Origin of the sequence: Gemmiger sp. An120 (assembly GCF_002160955.1) — a bacterium.
Lineage (GTDB): Bacteria > Bacillota > Clostridia > Oscillospirales > Ruminococcaceae > Gemmiger_A > Gemmiger_A avium.
The window spans coordinates 68,024-87,814 of the sequence record NZ_NFLN01000010.1 but is presented as its reverse complement, the minus strand read 5'-3'; the positions used below and the strand labels follow the sequence as shown (position 1 = coordinate 87,814).

Sequence of the window (19,791 nt, the reverse complement as noted above, 5' to 3'; positions counted from 1 at the left end):
ACAAAATTTTCTTGTCAAGACCTTTCTTTTATGCTACTATAGATATAAGTTGGAGCAGCGGGCTCAGAAGACGGCTGCTTCCGCTATTTTGTGCGTTTTGGGCCCGGGTACGGCATAGCCGCCGCGCGCTGTGCCCCGCACCCGTAAAGGAGCCGGTGGTTTGAGCGCAAAGGTCATCATGGTGGCGTCCGGTAAGGGCGGCACCGGCAAGAGCACCCTTTCGGTGCTGGTGGGCGGCCGCCTGGCTGCCGCCGGGCAGCGGGTGCTCCTCGTGGAGCTGGACTCCGGCCTGCGCAGCGTGGACATCATCGCCGGCGTGTACGGAAAAACCGTCTATGACATCGAGGATGTGCTCTGCGGGCGCTGCCCCGGCGACAAGGCTGTGGTGGAAAGCCCTGTTTATCCGGGCCTGTCGGTGATCAGTGCCCCCTATGAGGGCGGGCAGGTGCCGGCCAAGGCGCTGAGCCGCCTGATCCAGGCCATGCGTCCCGGCTTTGACTTTATCCTGCTGGATACCGCCGCCGGGATGGGCGCACCCTTTACCGCCGCGGTGCCCCTGGCCAATCTGGCACTGCTGGTGCTTACCCCCGATCCGGTGGCCCTGCGGGATGGCCGCATTGTGGCGGACGCCATCCTGCAGAAAAACGGCCCCACCCCCCGCCTGATCGTCAACCGGATCCCGGCTTCCGGCTTTGCCAATACCGGGGTACGGGATCTGGACGAATGCATCGACACCGTCTGCGTTCAGCTGATCGGTGCGGTGCCGGATTCCCCGCTGATTGCCCGCGCCGCCGTTTCCGGCCAGGCGCTGGGCCCCGGCAGCACCGCTTTCCAGGCGGTGGACAACATCGCCGCCCGTATTCTGGGCGGGATGCCTCCGCTGGCGCTGCGCTGACTTTTTATACGAATTCCGCCCTGAGCGTTTTATTTTTCCGCCGGACACATAAGAGAAAGGAGAGGAGTGCTCATGAACATTGCACTCATTGCCCATGACTCCAAAAAAGAACTGATGGTTCAGTTCTGCATCGCGTATTGCCGTGTGCTCAGCCACCATACCCTGCTGGCCACCGGCACCACCGGCAAGATGGTGGCAGAGGCCACCGGCCTGTCCATACAGAGATTCCTGTCCGGCGCCCATGGCGGCGACCAGCAGATCGCGGCCCGGATTGCCTGCAACGAAATCGATATGCTGCTGTTCTTCCGGGATCCGATCAGCGCCAAGCCCCATGAACCCAACGAGATGAACCTGCTGCGTCTGTGCGACGTGCATAACATTCCCATTGCCACCAACATCGCCACCGCCGAGGTGCTGATCCACGGCCTGGAGCGCGGCGACCTGGAGTGGCGTTCCATCGTCAACCCCCAGCACTGAGCGGGGGCAGCTTTTTCGCGCCGGCAGGCGGCCCAAGGGGGCTGCCTGTTTTTTTGTACCCTTTTGCCCCGGATTCGCCCGGCCCTTGCGGGCAGGCGCGTTTTCCGGTACAATGAATCCGGATAAAATACAAGGAAAGGGGGGCGCAGCCGTGGAAACTTCCGGACGGGCACGAACCGCCCGCCGGGCCGGGCTGATCGGCCTGGGGGCGGTGGGGTATCTGGCGGTAAGCCTGGTGCTGCAACTGTTCGCGGCGCTGGCGCTGCGGGCCGCCGTGCCCGGCGCTACCCTGCACAACCCCGCCGGCATGACCCAGACCGCCGGTCTGGCGGTTCAGCTGGCGGTGTCGGCAGGCAGCCTGGCGATTCCCGCCGCCCTGCTCATCGGGCTGCTGCGCCCGGGCCGGGCCCGTCTGGGCCTGGTGCGCCCCGCGCCCGGCGGGCTGGCACTCTGGACCCCCATCGCGCTGGGGGCCGCCATGCTGGCCAACCTGCTGGCCAATGGGCTGGGCCTGGGGGCCGGGGTCATGCTGGAACTGCCCCGGGGCGGCCCGGCACTGCTGCTGGCTTTTCTGCAGATCTGCCTGGTGCCCGCCGTGGGGGAGGAGCTGTTCTTCCGCGGGGTGCTGCAGGGGATGCTGCGCCCCCGGGGCGGGCTGACGGCCGCCCTGGCGGCAGCGGTGCCCTTTGCGCTGCTGCACAGCCGCCCCGGCCAGGCCCTGGTGGCGCTGCTTACCGGCCTGGCCATGGGTCTGGCGGTGGAGGCCACCGGCAGCCTGGCCCCCGCCATACTGGCCCATCTGGGCAACAACCTGCTGGCCTTTGCGGCCGCCTGGCTGCTGCAGTACGGCCCGTCGGGGCTGGCGGGCACGATCCAGCTGGCGGCGGCCGCCGCATTGCCGGTATGGGGCCTGCTGGCCCTCTGCGCGGCGTTCCGCCGGCGCCGGCTGCCGCCCAAAAGCGGCGTAAAGCTGCGCAGCCTGTTGGCCAATCCGGCCTGGCTGGCCGCCATGCTGGCGCTGGGGGCTGTGTTCAGCGCCCGGTGCGCCGGAATTTTGTAATAAAAGGAGCCGCAACCATGACCGATACAGAACTGATGTGCCTGGCCCTGAACGAGGCCCGTGCCGCCGCCGCCCTGGGGGAGGTGCCGGTGGGGGCGGTGGTGGCCCGGCACGGAGAGGTAGTGGCCGCCGCCCACAACACCCGGGAGACCGAAAAGAACGCCACCCACCACGCGGAACTGCTGGCCATCGACGCGGCCTGTCGGGCGCTGGGGGGCTGGCGGCTGTGGGAGTGCGAGCTGTTCGTCACGCTGGAACCCTGCCCCATGTGCATGGGGGCCATCATCAACAGCCGGATCCCCCGGGTGGTCTTTGGGGCCGCGGACACCAAGGCAGGCTGCTGCGGTTCGGTGGTGGATATGGCCGCGCTGCCTTTCAATCACCATCCCCGGGTGGAGCGGGGCCTGCTGGAAGAGGAGTGTTCCGCCCTGCTGGCGGAATTTTTCGCCGCCCTGCGGGCCCGCCGGGCCGAGCAGAAGGCCCTGGGCATTCCCACCGCCTGGCAGCTGCGCAAGATGCAGCGCCAGCAGAACAAGGAGGACAAACCATGAGCATTCCCGCTGTACCTGTGGTACTGGTCACCGGAGGAAGCCGGGGTATCGGGGCCGCCGCTGTGCGGGCTTTCCATGCCCGGGGCTGCCGGGTGGCATTTTGTTATGAAAAAAGCGCGCAGGCCGCCGCCGCGCTGGAAGAGGAGCTGCCCGGCGTGCGGGGCTTCGCGGCGGACGTGTCCGACCCGGATTCGGTGCGCGGGCTGTTCGCGGCGGTGGAGCAGGCCCTGGGCGCTCCGGATATTCTGGTCTGCAACGCAGGGGTGGCCTGGCAGGGTCTGCTCACCGATATGACCGACGCCGACTGGCGGCGGGTGCTGGACGTGGACCTGTCCGGCGCGTTTTACTGCTGCCGGGCGGCACTGCCCGCCATGATCCACAACAAGTGGGGCCGCATCCTGCTGGTCAGCAGCATGTGGGGCCAGGTGGGGGCCAGCTGCGAGGCGGCCTATTCGGCCGCCAAGGCCGGCGTGATCGGGCTGGGCCGGGCGCTGGCCAAGGAGGTGGGCCCCAGCGGGGTCACCGTCAACTGTGTAGCTCCCGGCGTGGTGGAGACCGATATGATGGCGGGCTTTTCCGCTGAGGACAAGGCCGCCCTGGCGGAGGAAACCCCGGTGGGCCGTCTGGGCACACCGGAAGAGGTGGCCCGGGCATTGGTATTCCTGGCCGGGCCGGATTCGGATTTTATCACCGGCCAGGTGCTGGGGGTCAACGGCGGCCTGGTAATCTGAGTTTTTTGCCCCGTCCGGTCACTCTCCCGCCTCCTGCCCGCATACAATGGGCAAAAGGGGGAGTGGATATGGCAGCGATCTTTGAAAACGGCATCGACGTGTCCCGCTATCAGGGCGTGGTCGACTGGGCCCGGGTGGCCGCGTCCGGGCAGCAGTTTGCCATTGTGCGGGTGGGTTCCACCGACGGCAGCGGCGTCTATGTGGACCCGTACTTCAAGCGGAACGTGGAGGGGGCCCATGCCGCCGGGCTCAAGGTGGGGGCCTATTACTATACCTACGCCAAGACAGAAGAAGCGGTGATCCGGGAACTGAACAAATTCCTGCCCGCGCTGGAGGGCTATCAGCTGGAATATCCGGTGTTCGTGGATATGGAGGACTCCAGCTTTGTCTCTCTCTCCCGCAAGCAGGTCACCGATCTGACCCGGTTGGCCATGGATATTCTGTATCAGAACGGCTGGTATGCGGGATATTATACCTATACCTTTTTTGCAACCAACTACATCGACACCGAGGCACTGAAAGACTATCCGCTCTGGATCGCGGATTACCGGGGCTATGTGGGCTATCAGGGCGGCTATACCATGTGGCAGTATTCCAGCAGCGGGCAGGTCAGCGGCATTCAGGGCAATGTGGATATGAACCGCAGCTATGTGGATTTTCTGCCCTTTATCAAGGAGGGCGGGTTCAACGGGTTCCCGGCGCCCTCCGGCCCGGTGATGATGTCGCTGGAGAACCAGCTGCTGGAGGTGTTCAGTGAGCGGTGCGAATACTTCAACTCGCCGGACGTGAACGACGTGGTGGGGTACCTGCCGCTGGGCACCTACCCGGCGGTAGCCCTGAGCGAGGAGGAATACGGCGGCTTTGTCTGGGTGACCTTCCGTCTGGGGGGTGCGGTCTGGTGGACCGCCCTGCTGGAGGACCGCTGCCGCCTGATCGCCGATGATTCCGGCACCGACTGCTCGGAGTGTCAGGCCCAGCTGGCGGAGGCCAACGCCCGCATTGAGGAGACCCGTCAGCTGCTCAACGACGCGCTGGAGGCGCTGGGCTGAAGAAAATAAATAAAAACCATTCCGTTTTGCAAGGAATCTGGTATACTGAATAGTAGATTCCGCTATTTTATAAAACACGGCCGGTTCTGCCGGCCGGGAGGATTGTCCAATGGAACTGAATAAACGCACGGTGCGTACCATCGCGCTGCTGGCGGCGGGCTGCATCCTGCTGTACTGGGCGCTGCAGAACCACAAAACCCTGATGGACCTGATCAACTGGGTCACCGGGCTGCTGCGGCCGTTTCTGATCGGCGGTGCCATCGCCTTTATCCTGAATGTACCCATGCGGGCCTTTGAAAAATTGCTGCCCGCCAAGATGAAGCCCGGCCGCCGCCGGGCGCTGGCCATGCTGCTGGTGCTGGTGGCGGTAGTGGCGGTGGTGGCGCTGGTGCTGGGGCTGGTGATCCCGCAGCTGGGCACCACCGTGACCCAGATCGGCAATCAGCTGCCCTTGTTCTGGGCTTCGGCGCAGCAATGGGTCTCCGACCTGATGGATACCTATCCGGATCTGGCCGCCGCGCTGAATGAAACGATAGGGGATATGACCGCCATCAACTGGCAGGACGCGGTGAAGAAAGCCACCGAATGGATTACCACCGGCGGCGTGGCCATTCTGGGCGGTACCATCAATGCCGCCAGCGACGTGATGAGCGGCGTGTTTGACTTCTTTGTCAGTTTCTGCTTTGCGGTGTATATCCTGACCCAGAAAGAGCGTCTGGGCACCCAGGCCCGGATGCTGCTCTACGCCTTTGCGCCCCGCCCCCGGGCCGACCGGGTGGTGGAGGTGGCCGGCCTGGCCCACCGCACCTTCTCCAAGTTTATCTCCGGCCAGTGCACCGAAGCGGTGATTCTGGGTTCCCTGTTCGCTGTGGCCATGACCCTGTGCCGTATGCCCTATGTGCTGCTGATCAGCGTGCTGATCGCCTTTACCGCCTTGATCCCCATCTTTGGCGCGTTCATCGGCTGCGGTGTGGGCGCGTTCCTGATCCTGGTGGACGATCCCATCCAGGCGCTCTGGTTTGTGGTGCTGTTCCTCTGCCTGCAGCAGATCGAGGGCAACCTGATCTACCCCCACGTGGTGGGCAGCAGTGTGGGCCTGCCCTCCATCTGGGTGCTGGCGGCGGTCACGGTGGGCGGCAGCCTGATGGGCATTGCCGGTATGCTGGTGATGATCCCGCTGGCCTCTGTCTGCTACAGCCTGCTTCGCGCCACCACCCACGCCCGGCTGCGCAGCCGCGGTATCGACTACCGCACCCTCTTCCCGGGTTCTGGCAGGCCCGGCCCCGCCCCTGCCGCGCAGCAAGAAGAAAAGAAATAATACTGATTGTATAAAATTGATTTGATTCTACAAAAAATCCCCTCCGGATTTCTCCGGAGGGGATTTTTCTGTGCTTCAGGTCCGGTAGATGAACCGTCCGGCCTTGACGGTGGCCAGCACCCGGATATCGGCGATCCGGTCGGGGGACACCGCCAGCGGATCGGCTTCCAGTAGGGTAAAGTCCGCCAGCTTGCCGGGGGTGATGCTGCCCTTTCGTCCCTCTTCAAACAGCTGCCGGGCTGCCTGGATGGTCACCGCCTCCAGCGCAGCCTGCACCGGTACGGTCTGCTCCGGCCCCAGCGGACGGCCGCTGCGGGTGCGGCGCACAGCGGCATTCTGAATCGAAAACAGGGTGTGCGGCGGCGCGGCGGGTGCGTTCTGATGCAGGGTAAAGCCTACCCCGGCTTCCAGCGTCCAGGCCAGCGGGCTCAGGCTGGCGGCCCGCTGGGCCCCCAGCACCGAGTGTACGTGGTAGTCGCCCCAGTAATACACCGGATCGTGGGAAAAGCTGGCCAGTATGCCAAGCTCCGCCATCTGTTCCAGCTGATCCCGGCGCACGGTCTGGGCGTGTACCGCCACCGGCCGCAGTTCTTCCCGGCTGCCGGTTTCGGTCCGGGCCGCCTGCCAGCAGCGCAGCAGCTGGTCAATGGCAGCATCTCCGTCGGCGTGAATCACCGGCTGCCAGTGGCAGCGGATACAATGGGCCAGCAGTTCGGTGATCTCCCCATCCTCCCGCAGCGGGGCGCCCCGGTAGTCCGGCCCCTGGCCCGCGGGCGGGGACTGGTAGGGATGGCTGAGCCAGGCGGTCTTTTTGTGCACCGCCCCGTCCAGCATAAGCTTGATCCCGGCCATCCGGCACCGGTCGTGATAGGGGTTTTGCGCGGGAGGCTGGCAGGGCAGATGGTCGGGGGCGGTTTTCTCGTCCAGATAACAGGCTACCTCGCCGCCGATCAGCCCCTGGTGCCCGGCTTCGGCCAGCAGGTTCAGCTCTGCCGCGGTGGAACGGGCGTCCTGCATGGTGGTCACCCCAAAAGAGGCGTACAGCCGGGCGGCATCCGCCACCGCCAGCAGCAGCTGGGCACGTCCCGGGCCCTTGACACGGGCGGAGATGGCCGGCTCTGCCAACAGGGCGGCGGGCAGGGGAGAGGGGGCTTCTTCCGGCCGGTCGTAGCCCAGCAGGCGTAAAGCCTGGCTGTTGGCCACACTCCATTCGCCGCTCTCCGCGGTCAGCAGAATGGGGATCTGGCCGCTGATTTCGTCCAGATCCTCCCGGGTGGGCAGGCGGCCCAGCCGGGCGCTGTCGCAGCCAAAGCCCAGCATCCAGGTATCGTGGGGCAGGGTGTGGGTGCGCAGATACTCCTGCCCGCTTTCCCGCAGGGCCGCCGGATTGTCGCAGACTCCCTCCGGGGAGGGGCGCGCATCCCAGAGCAGCCGGTCCCAGGCCACCGCGCTCAGATGGGAATGGCCGTCTATGAAGCCGGGCAGAAGGGCCGCGCCGTCCCAGTCTTCCACCCGCGCGTCAGGATGGGTGGCGCGCAGCACGGCAAAGTCTCCGGTGCGCAGAATATAGCCGTCCTCCACCAGAACACCGCTGTATACCGGCAAAGCGGGGTCCATGGTGCGGACAAAAGCATGGTACAGTTCCATAAACAAAGATCCTTCTTTTTGGATATAGGCCGCCGGAGGTTCCGGTGTGCACAGCGTCAGTATGCCGCGCGCCCCACCGCGATATTCCGGCAGGCTTTGTCTTTTACTATACACGGCCCATGTCAAGAGGGAATAAACGTTTTGTGGACAGAACAAGAACATGCCCAAAAAACAGGGGAGGAACCAGCCGGTTCCTCCCCTGTACGGCGGTTTCCAGGACGGTTACCGCACCTGGCCGTTGCCGTGAATCACATATTTGTAGCTGCACAGTTCCGCCAGACCCATGGGCCCCCGGGCATGCAGCTTCTGGGTGGAAATGCCCATCTCGCATCCCAGCCCGAACACCCCGCCGTCGGTAAAACGGGTGGAGGCGTTCACATACACCGCGGCGCTGTCCACCCCGGTCACAAAGGCATTGGCCGCCGCCTCATCGCCGGTCACAATGGCCTCGCTGTGGCCGGTGGAATGGCGGGCAATGTGTGCCACCGCCTGCTGTACGCCGTCCACAACCCGCACCGCCAGAATGTAGTCCAGAAACTCGGTGTCGAAGTCATCCGGCCCGGCCGGGGTGCCCGGAATGATCGCCGCGGCCGCTTCGTCCAGCCGCAGTTCCACCGGCGGCAGGCCCGCCGCCGCCCGGTCGTCCACCAGACGCTGTTTCATCCGGGGCAAAAATTCAGCTGCGATCGCCTTGTCCACCAGACAGACCTCCGCCGCGTTGCATACGCTGGGGCGGCTGGTCTTGGCGTTTTCCAGAATATCCAGGGCCATGTCCGGGTCGGCGGCCTTGTCCACGTACACATGGCAGATGCCGGTGCCGGTCTGGATGCAGGGCACCTTGGCCTGCTCCACACAGGCCTTGATCAGCCCGGCCCCGCCCCGGGGGATCAGCAGGTCCACCAGACCTACTGCTTCCATCAGTTCCCGGCTGCTGGCGCGGGTGGTGTCCTGCACCAGGGCCACCCCGTCCTCCGGCAGGCCGGCCGCTGCCAGACCCCGGCGCATCGCCCGGGTGATGGCGTCGGCGCTGCGCCAGGCCTCTTTGCCCACACGCAGCACGCAGGCGTTGCCGCTTTTCACCGCCAGGGCGGCGGCGTCACTGGTCACGTTGGGGCGGCTTTCATAAATGATCGCTACCACCCCCATGGGCACAGCGGTCTTTTCAATCACCAGCCCGTTGGGACGCTCCACCCGGACCAGCACACGGCCCACCGGATCGGGCAGAGCCGCTACCTCACGCACCCCGGCGGCCATCTCCTCCAGCCGGGCGTCGGTCAGCCGCAGCCGGTCCTGCATCACCGTGCTGATGGAACCCTGCGCGGCCTCCAGATCCAGCGCGTTGGCCGCCAGGATCGCCTCCCGGTCGGCCAGCAGGGCGTCGGCCATCTCCTCCAGCGCCCGGTTGCGGGTTTCGGTATCAGCGGCGGCAAAGGCCCCTTTGGCCGCTTTGGCCGCCTGCAGGATCTCCTGTGTGGTCATGGGTCAGCCCTCCTTCCGGGCGGCAAAGCGGGTTCCCACCGGCTTGCCGTCCACAATGTCGTACAAAACCTCCGGGTTGGCCCCGTTGGCAATTACCATTTCCACCCCCGCGTCGCCCGCCAGCTGGGCGGCCCGCAGCTTGGTGGCCATGCCGCCGGTGCCCAGCTTGGTGCCCGCGCCGCCGGCCAGCGCCAGAATCTCCGGGGTCAGCACGTCCACCCGGGGGATCAGCTGCGCGTCCGGATGGGTGTGGGGATCGGCGGTGTACAGACCGTTGATGTCGGTAAGCAGCACCAGCAGATCCGCGCCTACGCTTACTGCCACCACCGCGCCCAGGGTGTCGTTGTCGCCAATCTCAATCTCCTGGGTGGCGATGGTGTCGTTCTCGTTGATGATGGGCAGCGCGCCCAGCTCCAGCAGCCGGTTCAGGGTGGTCTCAAAGTTCTTGTGCCGCTTTTCGTCCTGGATGTCCTCGCCGGTTACCAGCAGCTGGGCCACGGTATGGTTGTACTCCCCGAACAGCTTGTCATAGGTATACATCAGCTCACACTGACCCACCGCGGCGGCCGCCTGCTTGGTGGCCATATCGGAGGGGCGGCCGGGCAGCAGCAGCTTGCCCACCCCCATGCCGATGGCGCCGCTGGACACCAGAATCAGCTGGTGCCCGGCATTTTTCAGGTCGCTCAATACCCGCACCAGCGTCTGCACGTGCCGGATGTTCAGCTGGCCGGTGGCGTGGGCCAGGGTGGAGGTGCCTACTTTTACTACGATGCGCATGGTTGCTACTCCTTACTGCTTGCCCAGCTCCCGGTTTTTTTCAAAGGCCGCCAGCACCGCTTCCATCACGGTGCTGCGCAGCCCGCCTGCTTCCAGTTCCCGCACCCCCTGGATGGTGCTGCCGCCGGGGCTGCACACCGCGTCTTTCAGCTGGCCGGGATGCTTGCCGCTTTCCAGAATCAGCCGGGCGGTACCCGCCAGGGTCTGGGCCGCGTATTCCAGCGCCTTGTCCCGGGGCAGGCCGCAGGCCACGCCGCCGTCCGCCAGCGCTTCGGCAAACAGGCACACATAGGCCGGGCCGCAGCCGCTTACCGCGCTGCCTGCGTCGATCAGATGCTCCGCCAGCGGGTCAAACCGGCCCGCCTTCTCCATCGCCTGCAAGAAATCCCGCAGCTGCGCGTCGGATACATCCTGCGCGGTGTACTGCACCATGCCTTCGCCCACCTGTACCGGGGTGTTGGGCATGATCCGGATCACCGGGTAATCGCCGCCCGCCATCTCCCGGATGGTGGCCACGGTCAGCCCGGCGGCCATGCTCACCAGCACCAGCTGCCCGGCCCGCTGGGCCAATACCGGCTGCAGCTGGGCCAGCATGTCCCGCATCATCTGGGGCTTGACTCCCAGAAACAGAAAATCACTCTGCCGGGTCGCCTCTTCGTTGGTGCACGCGGTGCAGCCCAGTTCCTGGGCCAGCGTCTGGGCTTTGCTGTGATCGGCCAGCAGTACCTGCCCGGGACCTGCCGGCCCGGCGCAGGCGGCCCGGGCCAGCGCGCCGCCCATGTTGCCGCATCCAATAAAACCAAAAATCGGATGTTCCATCCCAAAGTCCCTCCCTGTACCGGCCCTCTATCCGGCCGGCTGCATATTTATACCCTATTATAACGCCCCGTTTCCCCGGTTACAAGTGCGCCGGACCTGCCTCACAAAACCGGCGAAAAAATAAAAATAAAAAAATTGCAAAAACCTCTTGCATTTTTCGCCAGAGTCAGCTATAATGAACAGGCTGATTCACATGGGCGGTTAGCTCAGCTGGTAGAGCACCTGCTTGACGTGCAGGGGGTCAGGGATTCGAGTTCCTTACCGCCCACCAAAAATATCCCGGAAACCTGGTTTCCGGGATATTTTTTTGCCTGCGGCAAGAAATTTTTCCCAAGGGCGCAATAATCCGTCCCGGCCGCGCGTATTGACCGTGAAACCGCAAAGCGCGGCGCATGGACCGCGCCCTGGCCGGGAACCCTACCGGTAAGGCGGCTTGCCGCGCGGCTTTGGAAAGAAACATTAAAGGAGAAAACACAATGAAGAAGATTTCGGTACTGATGGCTCTGATCCTGGTGCTGCTGGCTCTGGTTGGCTGCGGCGCTTCCAACAACGGCGGCAGCAGCGCCGCCCCCGCCGTGACCCTGGAGGGCACCCCCAGCGAGATCGTGGACAAGATCTACGCCGGCGCGCCGGAAGATCTGGAGTACCCCATGATGCTCACCACCAGCGAACTGACCGAGGACAACTCCGTCTATATGACCGGTGTGGAGCGCAGCGAGTATAAAGAGGGCGCTGTGTCCGAGTCCATGGTGGGCAGCATTGCCTACTCCATGGTGGTTCTGCGCGCCAACGATGCCGAGGGCGCCCAGGCCCTGGCCGACAGCGTGAAGGAGAAGGTTGACCCCCGCAAGTGGATCTGCGTGGAGGCCGAGACCGTGAACACCGCCGTGATCGGCGACGTGGTCTTTATGGTGATGGCCGACCAGGCCACCGCCGACGCCCTGACCGCCAGCTTTGAGGCGCTGGCCCAGGCGTAATGAACAAGAAACTTCTGCGGGCCGCCGCCCTGACGGCGGCCTGCGTTGTTGTGGCGGGGGTGGTGCTGTGGCGCCCGGCCATGGCCCTGTGGCGTCAGCTGAGCCACACCCCCAACGCCGACGGCATGTATCAGGTGGACGGCTGGTGGGCGGAGGATCTGGGCGAGACGGATGTGCGCTCGGCCGGGAATTTTGCCGCCAAGCTGCAGAGCCTGTGGGAGCAGTACCTGACCGATCAGAACCGGGTGTTCTGGGCCATCGTGCCGGACAAGGGCTACTATCTGCAGGACGAGGGCTGGACCGATACCGACTATGCGCTGCTGTTTGAAACGGCGGCGCAGGGGCTGGACGGCTGGCAGCAGATCGATTTGACCGGTACCCTGACCCGGGAGGATTACTACAAGACCGACGGTCACTGGCGGCAGGAATCCCTGCAGGGGGTGCTGGACGCGCTGGGCCAGGCTATGGGCTTTTCGATAAGTATGGGGGATTTCACCGCCCATACTGCGGACGGTTTTGTGGGGGCCTACCGGGACCGCATCCCGGCGGACACGCCCTCCGAAACGGTGACCTGGCTTACCAGCGCCGCCACCGACGCGGCCCGGGCGGAGGACATCCAGAACCCGGACGACACCGCCGTGTATACAGAGAGTGCGCTGGAAACCGGGACCCCCTATGATCTGTTCCTTCACGGGGCCAGCCCGCTGATCACGATTACCAGCCCGGAGGCCAAAACCGACCGGGAACTGATCATCTTCCGGGACAGCTTTGCCAGCGCGCTGGCGCCGCTGCTGCTGGAGCAGTACCGCACCGTTACCCTGGTGGATATCCGCTACCTGGCCAGCAGCCTGCTGCCCCAGTATGTGACCTTCACCGATCAGGACGTGCTGTTTTTGTACAGCGCCGGTGTGGTGAACCGCAGCGCCATGCTGCGGTGAGGCTGTGCGCGCTTTGCCCCAATCCGGGCAGAAACGAAACCGGCATTTTTGTGGAAAATCGCCTTTGCATTCCGGCAGATTTCTTTGTAAAATAAAGTTACAACGTGTAGCGTTTTTACCGCGTAAATCCGGTTGGACGCTGCACGTTTTTTATTTTATTCTGGAGGTGGATGAGAAATGAAACGGATCAAGGCGGCCTGCATCTGCCAGACCCTGCATTTTCAGCTCAAGGAGGACCAGCCCCGCAGCTATGCGGCGCGGATGGTGCAGGAAGAGGTGAAGCGGTACAAGGAGTCGCTGGATGCCAGCCGGACCCGCTACCGGATTGAGGAGGAAACCACCCAGCCGGACGGCTCGGTGATCATCCGGATCATCAAGCAATACAACCAGAGCCCGGTGGGCGATTATCTGGAACCGAAACAATAAACACAAAAGCGAGTGGCCGCAGGCGTAAATCCAGCAAACGGCCACCCGCTTTTTTTGAAGGTAGAGACCCATGCAGGAAACAAGCAATTCCTTTTTGACCGAACAGCCGGTGGGACGGCTGATGGTCCGTTACGCAGTGCCCTGTGTCATATCGCTGCTGGTAGCGGCTTTGTACAATATTGTGGACCAGATCTTTATCGGCAATGCCGTATATCTGGGCTCTTACGGCAATGCGGCCAATACGGTGGTATTTCCGCTGACGGTGGTGGCGTTGGCGGTGGCCGTGCTGATCGGGGACGGCTGCTGCGCCTTTGTAAGCATCTGCCTGGGCGCAGGGGAACGCCGCACCGCCGGGCAGAGCGTGGGCTGTGCCGTGACCCTGAGCATCGCGGCGGGGCTGGTGCTGGCGGCGGAAGCTGCGGTGGGCGCGGTGGCGCTGCTAGTGGTGGAACTGCTGCCGGTACAGCTGATCGACCTGTTCGGCGCGGCCAACGAGAGCGTGTACTATACGCAGTTTGCCGTCCGATCTTTCCGGATCTATCTGTGCATGATGGTATTTGCCTGCATCAACAAGGGAACGTTCATTTACCTGCAGTCCCTGGGTAAGGCACTGGCCTCCACTGCCCTGTCCATGGTGCGGGAGGTTGTGTTCGGTGTGGGATTTGCCCTGCTGCTGCCCCGGTTTTCGGGCTGGACGGGGTGCTGTACTCCATGCCGGTGTCGGATATATTGACCTTTATCATTGCCGCGGTGCTGATCCGGCGCACCTGGCGGGAATTGAAACAGGAGGGAGGAAAATCCTGCGCGGAGCCGATAGCCCGGCTGGCAGTAAGGGAGGTGTAAAAACACGCCGGGCGGAGAACCCTTCTCCGCCCGGCGCAGTTTATTTCAGATCTTCCAGCGTCACGTCGATGGGACGGCCGCGGAAATAGGTTTCCTTGTCCTTGGAGCCGATGGGCCGCATCACCCGGCAGGGGTTGCCTACGGCTACCACATTAGCGGGCAGGTCTTTGGTGACCACGCTGCCCGCGCCCACCACCGTGTTGTCGCCGATGGTCACGCCGGGCAGGATCACCGCCCCGGCCCCGACCCACACACCGGAACCAATGTGTACATCTGCGTTGTACTGCAGGCCGGTGGGACGCAGTTCCGGGTCAATGGGATGGCCCGCCGTGGCAATGGTCACATGAGGACCAAACTTCACGTTGTCACCCACGTAAATATGACCGTCGTCCACCAGGGTCAGGCCGAAGTTGGCGTATACGTTGCTGCCAAAATGTACGTGCGCCCCACCCCAGTTGGCGTGCAGGGGAGGCTCCACATAACAGTTCTCACCGATCTCGGCCAGCATCCCGGCCAGCATCTCCCGCCGCTTTTCCAGATCGTGGGGACGGGTGGCATTGAAGTCATAGAGCTTTTCCAGGCAGTCCAGCTGCACTGCCAGAATGCCCTCGTCCATCGAGAGGTACAGCCGGCCTTCGGCCATCCGCTGCATAGCTTCCTTGGTATCCATCATGGGGGATCCCTCCGTGTTTTTTTCTCATTGTAGCACCCCCCGCACCCCGGCGCAAGACGGCTCTTTCCCCGCCGGCACCGCCGTGGTATACTGAAGAAAAAAGGAGGCGGTGCGTCCATGATGGATACGCAGGCAATACAGCAGCTGGGCAACTGGCTCAAAGCCAGCCGGTCGGCGGTGTTTTTCGGCGGGGCAGGGGTTTCCACCGAGAGCGGCATCCCGGACTTCCGCAGCCAGGACGGGCTGTACGCGCAGGAGTGGCCCTGGCCGCCGGAACAGATCGTGAGCCATACCTTTCTGACCCGGATGCCGGAGGAGTTTTTCCGCTTTTACCGGCAGCGGATGCTGGCCCCCGACGCAAAACCCAACCCGGCCCATCTGGCGCTGGCCCGGTGGGAAGCGGAGGGTAAACTCACCAGTGTGGTCACCCAGAACATCGACGGGCTGCACCAGGCGGCGGGCAGCCGCCGGGTGTGGGAGCTGCACGGCAGCGTGCACCGCAACCATTGTGTGCGCTGCGGCAAGGCGTATCCGCTGCAGACCATTCTGGAAAGCGAAGGCGTGCCCCGGTGCAGCTGCGGCGGCATGATCCGGCCGGACGTGGTGCTGTATGAGGAAGCGCTGGACCAGCGGGTGCCGGCCGGGGCGATGGCGGATATCGCCGGGGCCGATCTGCTGATCGTGGGCGGAACCTCGCTGGCGGTCTACCCGGCGGCGGGGCTGGTGGAGCGGTACCGGGGCCGGATGGTGGTGATCAACAAGACCCCCACCCCCCAGGACGCCCGGGCCGATCTGGTGATCGCGGCCCCTATTGGCCAGGTGTTGGCGGCCGTGCCTGTATAACCGACAAAAGGCCCCCGCAGGGAACGGACAGCGTTCCCCGGCGGGGGCATTTTTGCTGCATCAGGAATAGATACACAAAGGTTCCGGCAGGTTTTTGCAGCGGTACAGGGCCTCGTCCGCCCGCTGCAGCAGTTCGTGGGCGGTCATGCCGGGCTCGAACCGGGCCAGACCGAAGCTGCACCGCACCCGGGTGACCAGATCCCGGCGCTGTTCCAGCCGCTTGTCCAGTTCCCGGCAGAGCGCGGCGGCCTGCTCCGGGTCATCCAGATCAAAGAGTACGCAGAACTCGTCGCCGCCGTACCGGAACGCCGGAGAGCCGGCACACACTTCCTCCAGAAGCTGGGAAAAAACGTGCAGGCACCGGTCACCCTCCAGGTGGCCGTAGGTGTCGTTCAGCTGCTTGAAGTGGTCCAGGTCGATCATGGCAAACACCCGCGGGCGGGCGTCCTCCACCATCCGATCCAGCGCCTCCCGCAGGGCTTTGCGGTTGCCCAGCCCGGTGAGGGAATCCCGGCTCAGTTCCTGGCGCAGGCGGCGCTGCTCCATCTGCTGGCGGGCGGTGGCCTGGTTCTTCTCACGCTCATAATAGATGATGGCCCGGCAGCTCAGATAGCTGCCCACCAGCAGCACCAGCGCCAGGAAGAACTCCAGCAGAGCCACCGGGTCGCTGGTTACAGGCTGACGGCCTGCATCCCAGCAGAACACCAGGTCGCCCAGTATCAGTGCGGCGGCGTTGGCCAGGGCAGCCACGGTGGTCAGGGCCATGTCGCCATAGGTGGCGGTGAGCAGGATCGACAGGATAAACAGCATCCGCAGCACGGGGAACAGGTTGTGGATGGTGTACAGCACCAGACAGACCGCCGTCATGGCCAGGGTGGTGGCATAGCAGCGTGCTTTGACCGAGAACCGGCCGCACCGGCTGACCCAGCTGCTGGCCAGCGCCAGCGCCAGGCTCATCAAAATGGGCGCCATGACATACTTGAGAAAATACAGCCCCAATCCAATGCTGAGAAAACCGTCAATACGGTTGAGCGCCACCAGATAGATCAGCTCCACCGCCGACGCAATGGCTACCAGGGTCCAGATCAGCCGCTGATGCAGCACCTGCCAGCGGGCGACGATTCCGTCAATTTCGGCCTGAATCTCCAGCGGGTAGGAAGATTTGTTCATAGAGCGGGAACCTCGTTGTACGAACAAGAAAAAACGCCGGGGCCCGACGCAAGCCTGCCGCGTGGCGAAAAAATAATAAACGGATACATTCCTATTATACCGGAATCGTTCCCGCCGGAAAAGGGCTTTTACGCGAATTTCAAAGTTGTGTGCAAAAAAGTGACTTTGCACAATCATTTTTGTGCGCTTTGTAGATAAAATAACAAAGGCGCGGCAGCCTGCGAGGACTGCCGCGCCAAAAAGAGCAAAAAACTGTCTGCTTACAGCCGGGCGGTGACCGCATCGCCCATGGCGGCACAGCCCACCAGGGTGCAGCCTTCCGCCATCATGTCGGCGGTGCGCAGCCCGTCGTCCAGGGCCTTGTTCACCGCCGCCTCGATCTCGTCCGCCTCGGCGGCCATGTCGAAGCTGTACCGCAGCATCATGGCGGCGGACAGGATGGTGCCGATGGGGTTGGCCTTGTCCTGCCCGGCAATGTCCGGGGCAGAACCGTGGATCGGCTCGTACATGCCCCGGGTGCCGTCCCCCAGGCTGGAGGAGGGGATCATGCCGATGCTGCCGGTGATCATGCTGGCCTCGTCGGACAGGATGTCGCCGAACATGTTGCCGGTCACGATCACGTCGAACTGGCTGGGATCCTTTACCACCTGCATGGCGGCGTTGTCCACGAACATCTCGCTGTATTCCACATCCGGATACTCCGGCTGCAGCCGGTGCATCACGGCGCGCCACAGGCGGCTGGTGTCCAGCACGTTGGCCTTGTCCACGCAGGTCACCTTATGGCGGCGCTTGCGGGCGGTCTCAAAGGCGATGCGGCCGATCCGCTCGATCTCATGCTCCGCGTAGAGCATCACGTCGGTGGCCACCTGTTCGCCGTTCTGTTCCACCGTCTTGTGCTCACCGAAATAGATGCCGCTGATCAGTTCCCGCACCACCATGAAGTCGATGCCCTTTTCCACGATGGAGGGCTTCAGCGGGCTGGCGTCGGCCAGCTGGGGCCAGAGTTTGGCCGGGCGCAGGTTGGAGTACAGCCCCATGCCCGCCCGCAGGCGCAGCAGGCCTTTTTCCGGCCGCTGGGGTCCGGGCAGACCTTCCCACTTGGGGCCGCCCACCGCGCCCAGCAGCACGCTGTCGGCGGCCAGGCACTTGTCCAGCATGGCCTGGGGCAGGGGATCGCCCCATTTGTCGATGGCCACGCCGCCCATATCTACTTCGTCATAGGTGAAGGTATGGCCGTGTTTGGCGGCCACCGCGTCCAGTACCTTGATGGCTTCGTTCACGATCTCGGGGCCGATGCCGTCGCCCCGGATCACCGCAATCGTCTTGTTCATGCCTTGTTACCGCCTTTCTGCCGGATGCTGTTCATCAGTCCGCCCGCCCGGATGATATCCTGGATGAACGGGGGGAAGGGCTGGGCCTGGTAGGTCTCGCCCTTGCTCAGATTGGTGATCACGCCGGTGTCAAAATCCACCGCCACCTCGTCGCCTGCCTCGATGGCGTCGGCCGCGGCCTCACATTCCAGAATGGGCAGGCCGATGTTGATGGCGTTGCGGTAGAAGATGCGGGCAAAGCTCTTGGCAATCACGCAGGCGGTGCCGCTGGTCTTGATCACCAGGGGCGCGTGCTCCCGGCTGGAGCCGCAGCCGAAGTTCCAGCCGCCCACCATGATGTCCCCGGGCTTGACCTTGTTCACGAAATCCGGGTCGATGTCCTCCATGCAGTGGCGGGCCAGTTCGGCCGCGTCCTGGCTGTTCAGATACCGGGCGGGGATGATCACGTCGGTATCCACGTTATCGGGATATTTGAAAACGGTGCCCTGTGCGTTCATTTACTCTACCTCCCTGGGATCGGTGATGTGGCCGGTCAGCGCGCTGGCGGCGGCGGTGGCCGGGCTGGCCAGATAGACCTCGCTCTTTACGTGGCCCATGCGGCCCACAAAGTTCCGGTTGGTGGTGGAGATGCAGCGCTCACCCTCCGCCAGGATGCCCATGTACCCGCCCAGGCAGGGCCCGCAGGTGGGGGTGGACACGATGCAGCCCGCGTCGATAAAGGCTTCCAGCCAGCCGTTCTGCAGGCAGGCCTTGTACACCTGCATGGTGCCGGGGATGATGATGCCCCGCACGCCCGGGGCAATGGTCTTGCCCTTCAGGATCTCGTAGGCGGCCTGCATATCCTCCAGCCGGCCGTTGGTGCAGCTGCCGATCACCACCTGGTCGATGGCGATGGCCTCGCTCTCCTTGGCGGTGTGAGTGTTCTCCGGCAGATGCGGCCAGGACACGGTGGGCTCGATGGCGGCCAGGTCAATTTCAACGGTCTGCTCGTACTCCGCGTCCGGGTCGGCCTCGTAGACCGTCCATTCCCGGCGGCTGCGGCCGGTCAGGTAGGCGGTGGTTACCTCGTCCACCGGGAAGATGCCGTTCTTGGCGCCCGCCTCAATGGCCATGTTGCAGATGCACAGCCGGTCATCCATGGACAGGGTGGCCACGCCGGGGCCGGTGAACTCCATGCTCTTGTACAGCGCGCCGTCTACCCCGATCATGCCGATGATGTGCAGGATCACGTCCTTGCCGCTGACCCGGGGGCCCAGCTTACCGGTCAGGTTGAACCGGATGGCGGCGGGCACCTTGAACCAGGCCATGCCGGTAGCCATGCCCGCGGCCATGTCGGTGCTGCCCACGCCGGTGGAAAACGCGCCTACCGCCCCGTAGGTGCAGGTGTGGCTGTCCGCGCCGATGATGCAGTCGCCGGCGGTCACGATGCCCTGTTCCGGCAGCAGCGCGTGCTCAATGCCCATCTTGCCCACATCAAAGAAGTTGATGATGTCGTATTTGTTGGCAAACTCCCGGCACTGCTTGGACTGCTGGGCGCTCTTGATGTCCTTGTTGGGAACAAAGTGGTCCAGCACGATGTTGATGCGGCTGCGGTCGAACACGCCGGTGAAGCCCGCCTTTTCAAACTCGTTGATGGCCACCGGGGTGGTGATGTCGTTGCCCAGAACCTGATCCAGCCGGGCGTTGATCAGCTGGCCGGCTTTGACCTCGTCCAGCCCCGCGTGGGCGGCAAGGATCTTCTGCGTCATGGTCATGCCCATTTGTATACTCTCCTCTCCGCAAAACGG

Annotated in this window: 20 protein-coding genes, 1 tRNA gene and 1 pseudogene; 13 read left to right on the top strand and 9 right to left on the bottom strand. The window is 64.0% G+C overall.

Features of this window, described 5'->3' with window-relative positions; genetic code table 11:
• The first annotated feature begins 160 nt into the window (after positions 1–160).
• The 7 genes from B5E65_RS09805 to B5E65_RS09775 all read left to right on the top strand — a co-directional run bounded on the left by B5E65_RS09805 (position 161) and on the right by B5E65_RS09775 (position 6,081).
• Positions 161–895: an AAA family ATPase gene (locus tag B5E65_RS09805; RefSeq protein ID WP_242957522.1), complete on the top strand. Its 735-nt coding sequence runs from the start codon at positions 161–163 to the stop codon at positions 893–895.
• A 72-nt stretch (positions 896–967) separates the two neighbouring features.
• Positions 968–1,372, top strand: a complete 405-nt coding sequence (gene mgsA, locus B5E65_RS09800) for a methylglyoxal synthase (RefSeq protein ID WP_087171594.1) — start codon at positions 968–970, stop codon at positions 1,370–1,372.
• 151 nt (positions 1,373–1,523) lie between these two features.
• On the top strand, positions 1,524–2,432 hold the full coding sequence (locus B5E65_RS09795; RefSeq protein WP_087171593.1) for a CPBP family intramembrane glutamic endopeptidase: 909 nt from the start codon (positions 1,524–1,526) through the stop codon (positions 2,430–2,432).
• A gap of 17 nt (positions 2,433–2,449) precedes the next feature.
• Positions 2,450–2,983: a nucleoside deaminase gene (locus tag B5E65_RS09790; protein ID WP_087171592.1), complete on the top strand. Its 534-nt coding sequence runs from the start codon at positions 2,450–2,452 to the stop codon at positions 2,981–2,983.
• Positions 2,980–3,714 (top strand): elongation factor P 5-aminopentanone reductase, encoded by a 735-nt coding sequence (gene ymfI / locus B5E65_RS09785; RefSeq protein ID WP_087171591.1) that lies wholly within the window; start codon positions 2,980–2,982, stop codon positions 3,712–3,714. Before B5E65_RS09790 ends, ymfI begins: the two co-directional genes overlap by 4 nt.
• Before the next feature lie 68 nt (positions 3,715–3,782).
• Complete coding sequence (locus B5E65_RS09780; protein WP_087171590.1) at positions 3,783–4,763, top strand: glycoside hydrolase family 25 protein; 981 nt, start codon at positions 3,783–3,785, stop codon at positions 4,761–4,763.
• A gap of 109 nt (positions 4,764–4,872) precedes the next feature.
• On the top strand, positions 4,873–6,081 hold the full coding sequence (locus tag B5E65_RS09775) for an AI-2E family transporter (protein ID WP_087171589.1): 1,209 nt from the start codon (positions 4,873–4,875) through the stop codon (positions 6,079–6,081).
• Positions 6,082–6,156: 75 nt separating this feature from the next.
• On the opposite strand, the gene B5E65_RS09770 is transcribed toward B5E65_RS09775, so the two are convergent.
• The 4 genes from B5E65_RS09770 to proC form a co-directional block, all read right to left on the bottom strand.
• A complete protein-coding gene (locus tag B5E65_RS09770; protein WP_158098560.1) occupies positions 6,157–7,728 on the bottom strand; it encodes an amidohydrolase in 1,572 nt (523 codons plus the stop codon).
• A 222-nt stretch (positions 7,729–7,950) separates the two neighbouring features.
• Positions 7,951–9,207 carry a glutamate-5-semialdehyde dehydrogenase gene (locus tag B5E65_RS09765; protein ID WP_087171587.1) on the bottom strand — a complete coding sequence of 419 codons (1,257 nt, stop codon included), beginning with the start codon at positions 9,205–9,207 and terminating at the stop codon, positions 7,951–7,953.
• A gap of 3 nt (positions 9,208–9,210) precedes the next feature.
• Positions 9,211–9,984 carry a glutamate 5-kinase gene (gene proB / locus B5E65_RS09760; protein ID WP_087171586.1) on the bottom strand — a complete coding sequence of 258 codons (774 nt, stop codon included), beginning with the start codon at positions 9,982–9,984 and terminating at the stop codon, positions 9,211–9,213.
• A gap of 12 nt (positions 9,985–9,996) precedes the next feature.
• Positions 9,997–10,803, bottom strand: coding sequence for a pyrroline-5-carboxylate reductase (gene proC / locus B5E65_RS09755; RefSeq protein WP_087171585.1), 807 nt, complete (start codon positions 10,801–10,803; stop codon positions 9,997–9,999).
• Positions 10,804–10,998: 195 nt separating this feature from the next.
• On the opposite strand from proC, the gene B5E65_RS09750 reads away from it, so the two are divergent.
• From B5E65_RS09750 to B5E65_RS09730, 5 genes and pseudogenes are all read left to right on the top strand, one after another.
• Positions 10,999–11,074, top strand: a tRNA-Val gene (locus tag B5E65_RS09750).
• 205 nt (positions 11,075–11,279) lie between these two features.
• Positions 11,280–11,780 (top strand): hypothetical protein, encoded by a 501-nt coding sequence (locus B5E65_RS09745; RefSeq protein WP_087171584.1) that lies wholly within the window; start codon positions 11,280–11,282, stop codon positions 11,778–11,780.
• The gene (locus B5E65_RS09740) at positions 11,780–12,718 is read left to right on the top strand and encodes a DHHW family protein (RefSeq protein WP_087171583.1); all 939 of its coding nucleotides are present in this window, start codon (positions 11,780–11,782) and stop codon (positions 12,716–12,718) included. The genes B5E65_RS09745 and B5E65_RS09740 overlap by 1 nt, the downstream gene beginning before the upstream one ends.
• Before the next feature lie 177 nt (positions 12,719–12,895).
• Positions 12,896–13,144, top strand: coding sequence for a hypothetical protein (locus B5E65_RS09735; RefSeq protein ID WP_087171582.1), 249 nt, complete (start codon positions 12,896–12,898; stop codon positions 13,142–13,144).
• A gap of 70 nt (positions 13,145–13,214) precedes the next feature.
• Positions 13,215–13,987 (top strand): annotated as a pseudogene (locus tag B5E65_RS09730) (MATE family efflux transporter).
• Positions 13,988–14,027: 40 nt separating this feature from the next.
• Here the strand turns inward: B5E65_RS09730 and B5E65_RS09725 are convergent.
• The gene (locus tag B5E65_RS09725; protein ID WP_206406299.1) at positions 14,028–14,657 is read right to left on the bottom strand and encodes a sugar O-acetyltransferase; all 630 of its coding nucleotides are present in this window, start codon (positions 14,655–14,657) and stop codon (positions 14,028–14,030) included.
• A 123-nt stretch (positions 14,658–14,780) separates the two neighbouring features.
• On the opposite strand from B5E65_RS09725, the gene B5E65_RS09720 reads away from it, so the two are divergent.
• Entirely contained in the window at positions 14,781–15,503 is a 723-nt protein-coding gene (locus B5E65_RS09720) for an NAD-dependent protein deacylase (protein WP_343286399.1), read from the top strand.
• A gap of 60 nt (positions 15,504–15,563) precedes the next feature.
• Here the strand turns inward: B5E65_RS09720 and B5E65_RS09715 are convergent, their stop codons facing one another.
• The 4 genes from B5E65_RS09715 to leuC all read right to left on the bottom strand — a co-directional run bounded on the left by B5E65_RS09715 (position 15,564) and on the right by leuC (position 19,764).
• Positions 15,564–16,673, bottom strand: coding sequence for a GGDEF domain-containing protein (locus tag B5E65_RS09715; RefSeq protein ID WP_158098559.1), 1,110 nt, complete (start codon positions 16,671–16,673; stop codon positions 15,564–15,566).
• A gap of 260 nt (positions 16,674–16,933) precedes the next feature.
• Positions 16,934–18,004 (bottom strand): 3-isopropylmalate dehydrogenase, encoded by a 1,071-nt coding sequence (gene leuB / locus B5E65_RS09710; protein ID WP_087171578.1) that lies wholly within the window; start codon positions 18,002–18,004, stop codon positions 16,934–16,936.
• Complete coding sequence (leuD, locus tag B5E65_RS09705; protein WP_087171577.1) at positions 18,001–18,501, bottom strand: 3-isopropylmalate dehydratase small subunit; 501 nt, start codon at positions 18,499–18,501, stop codon at positions 18,001–18,003. The genes leuB and leuD overlap by 4 nt, the downstream gene beginning before the upstream one ends.
• Positions 18,502–19,764, bottom strand: coding sequence for a 3-isopropylmalate dehydratase large subunit (leuC, locus tag B5E65_RS09700; RefSeq protein WP_087171576.1), 1,263 nt, complete (start codon positions 19,762–19,764; stop codon positions 18,502–18,504).
• Positions 19,765–19,791 lie beyond the last annotated feature (27 nt).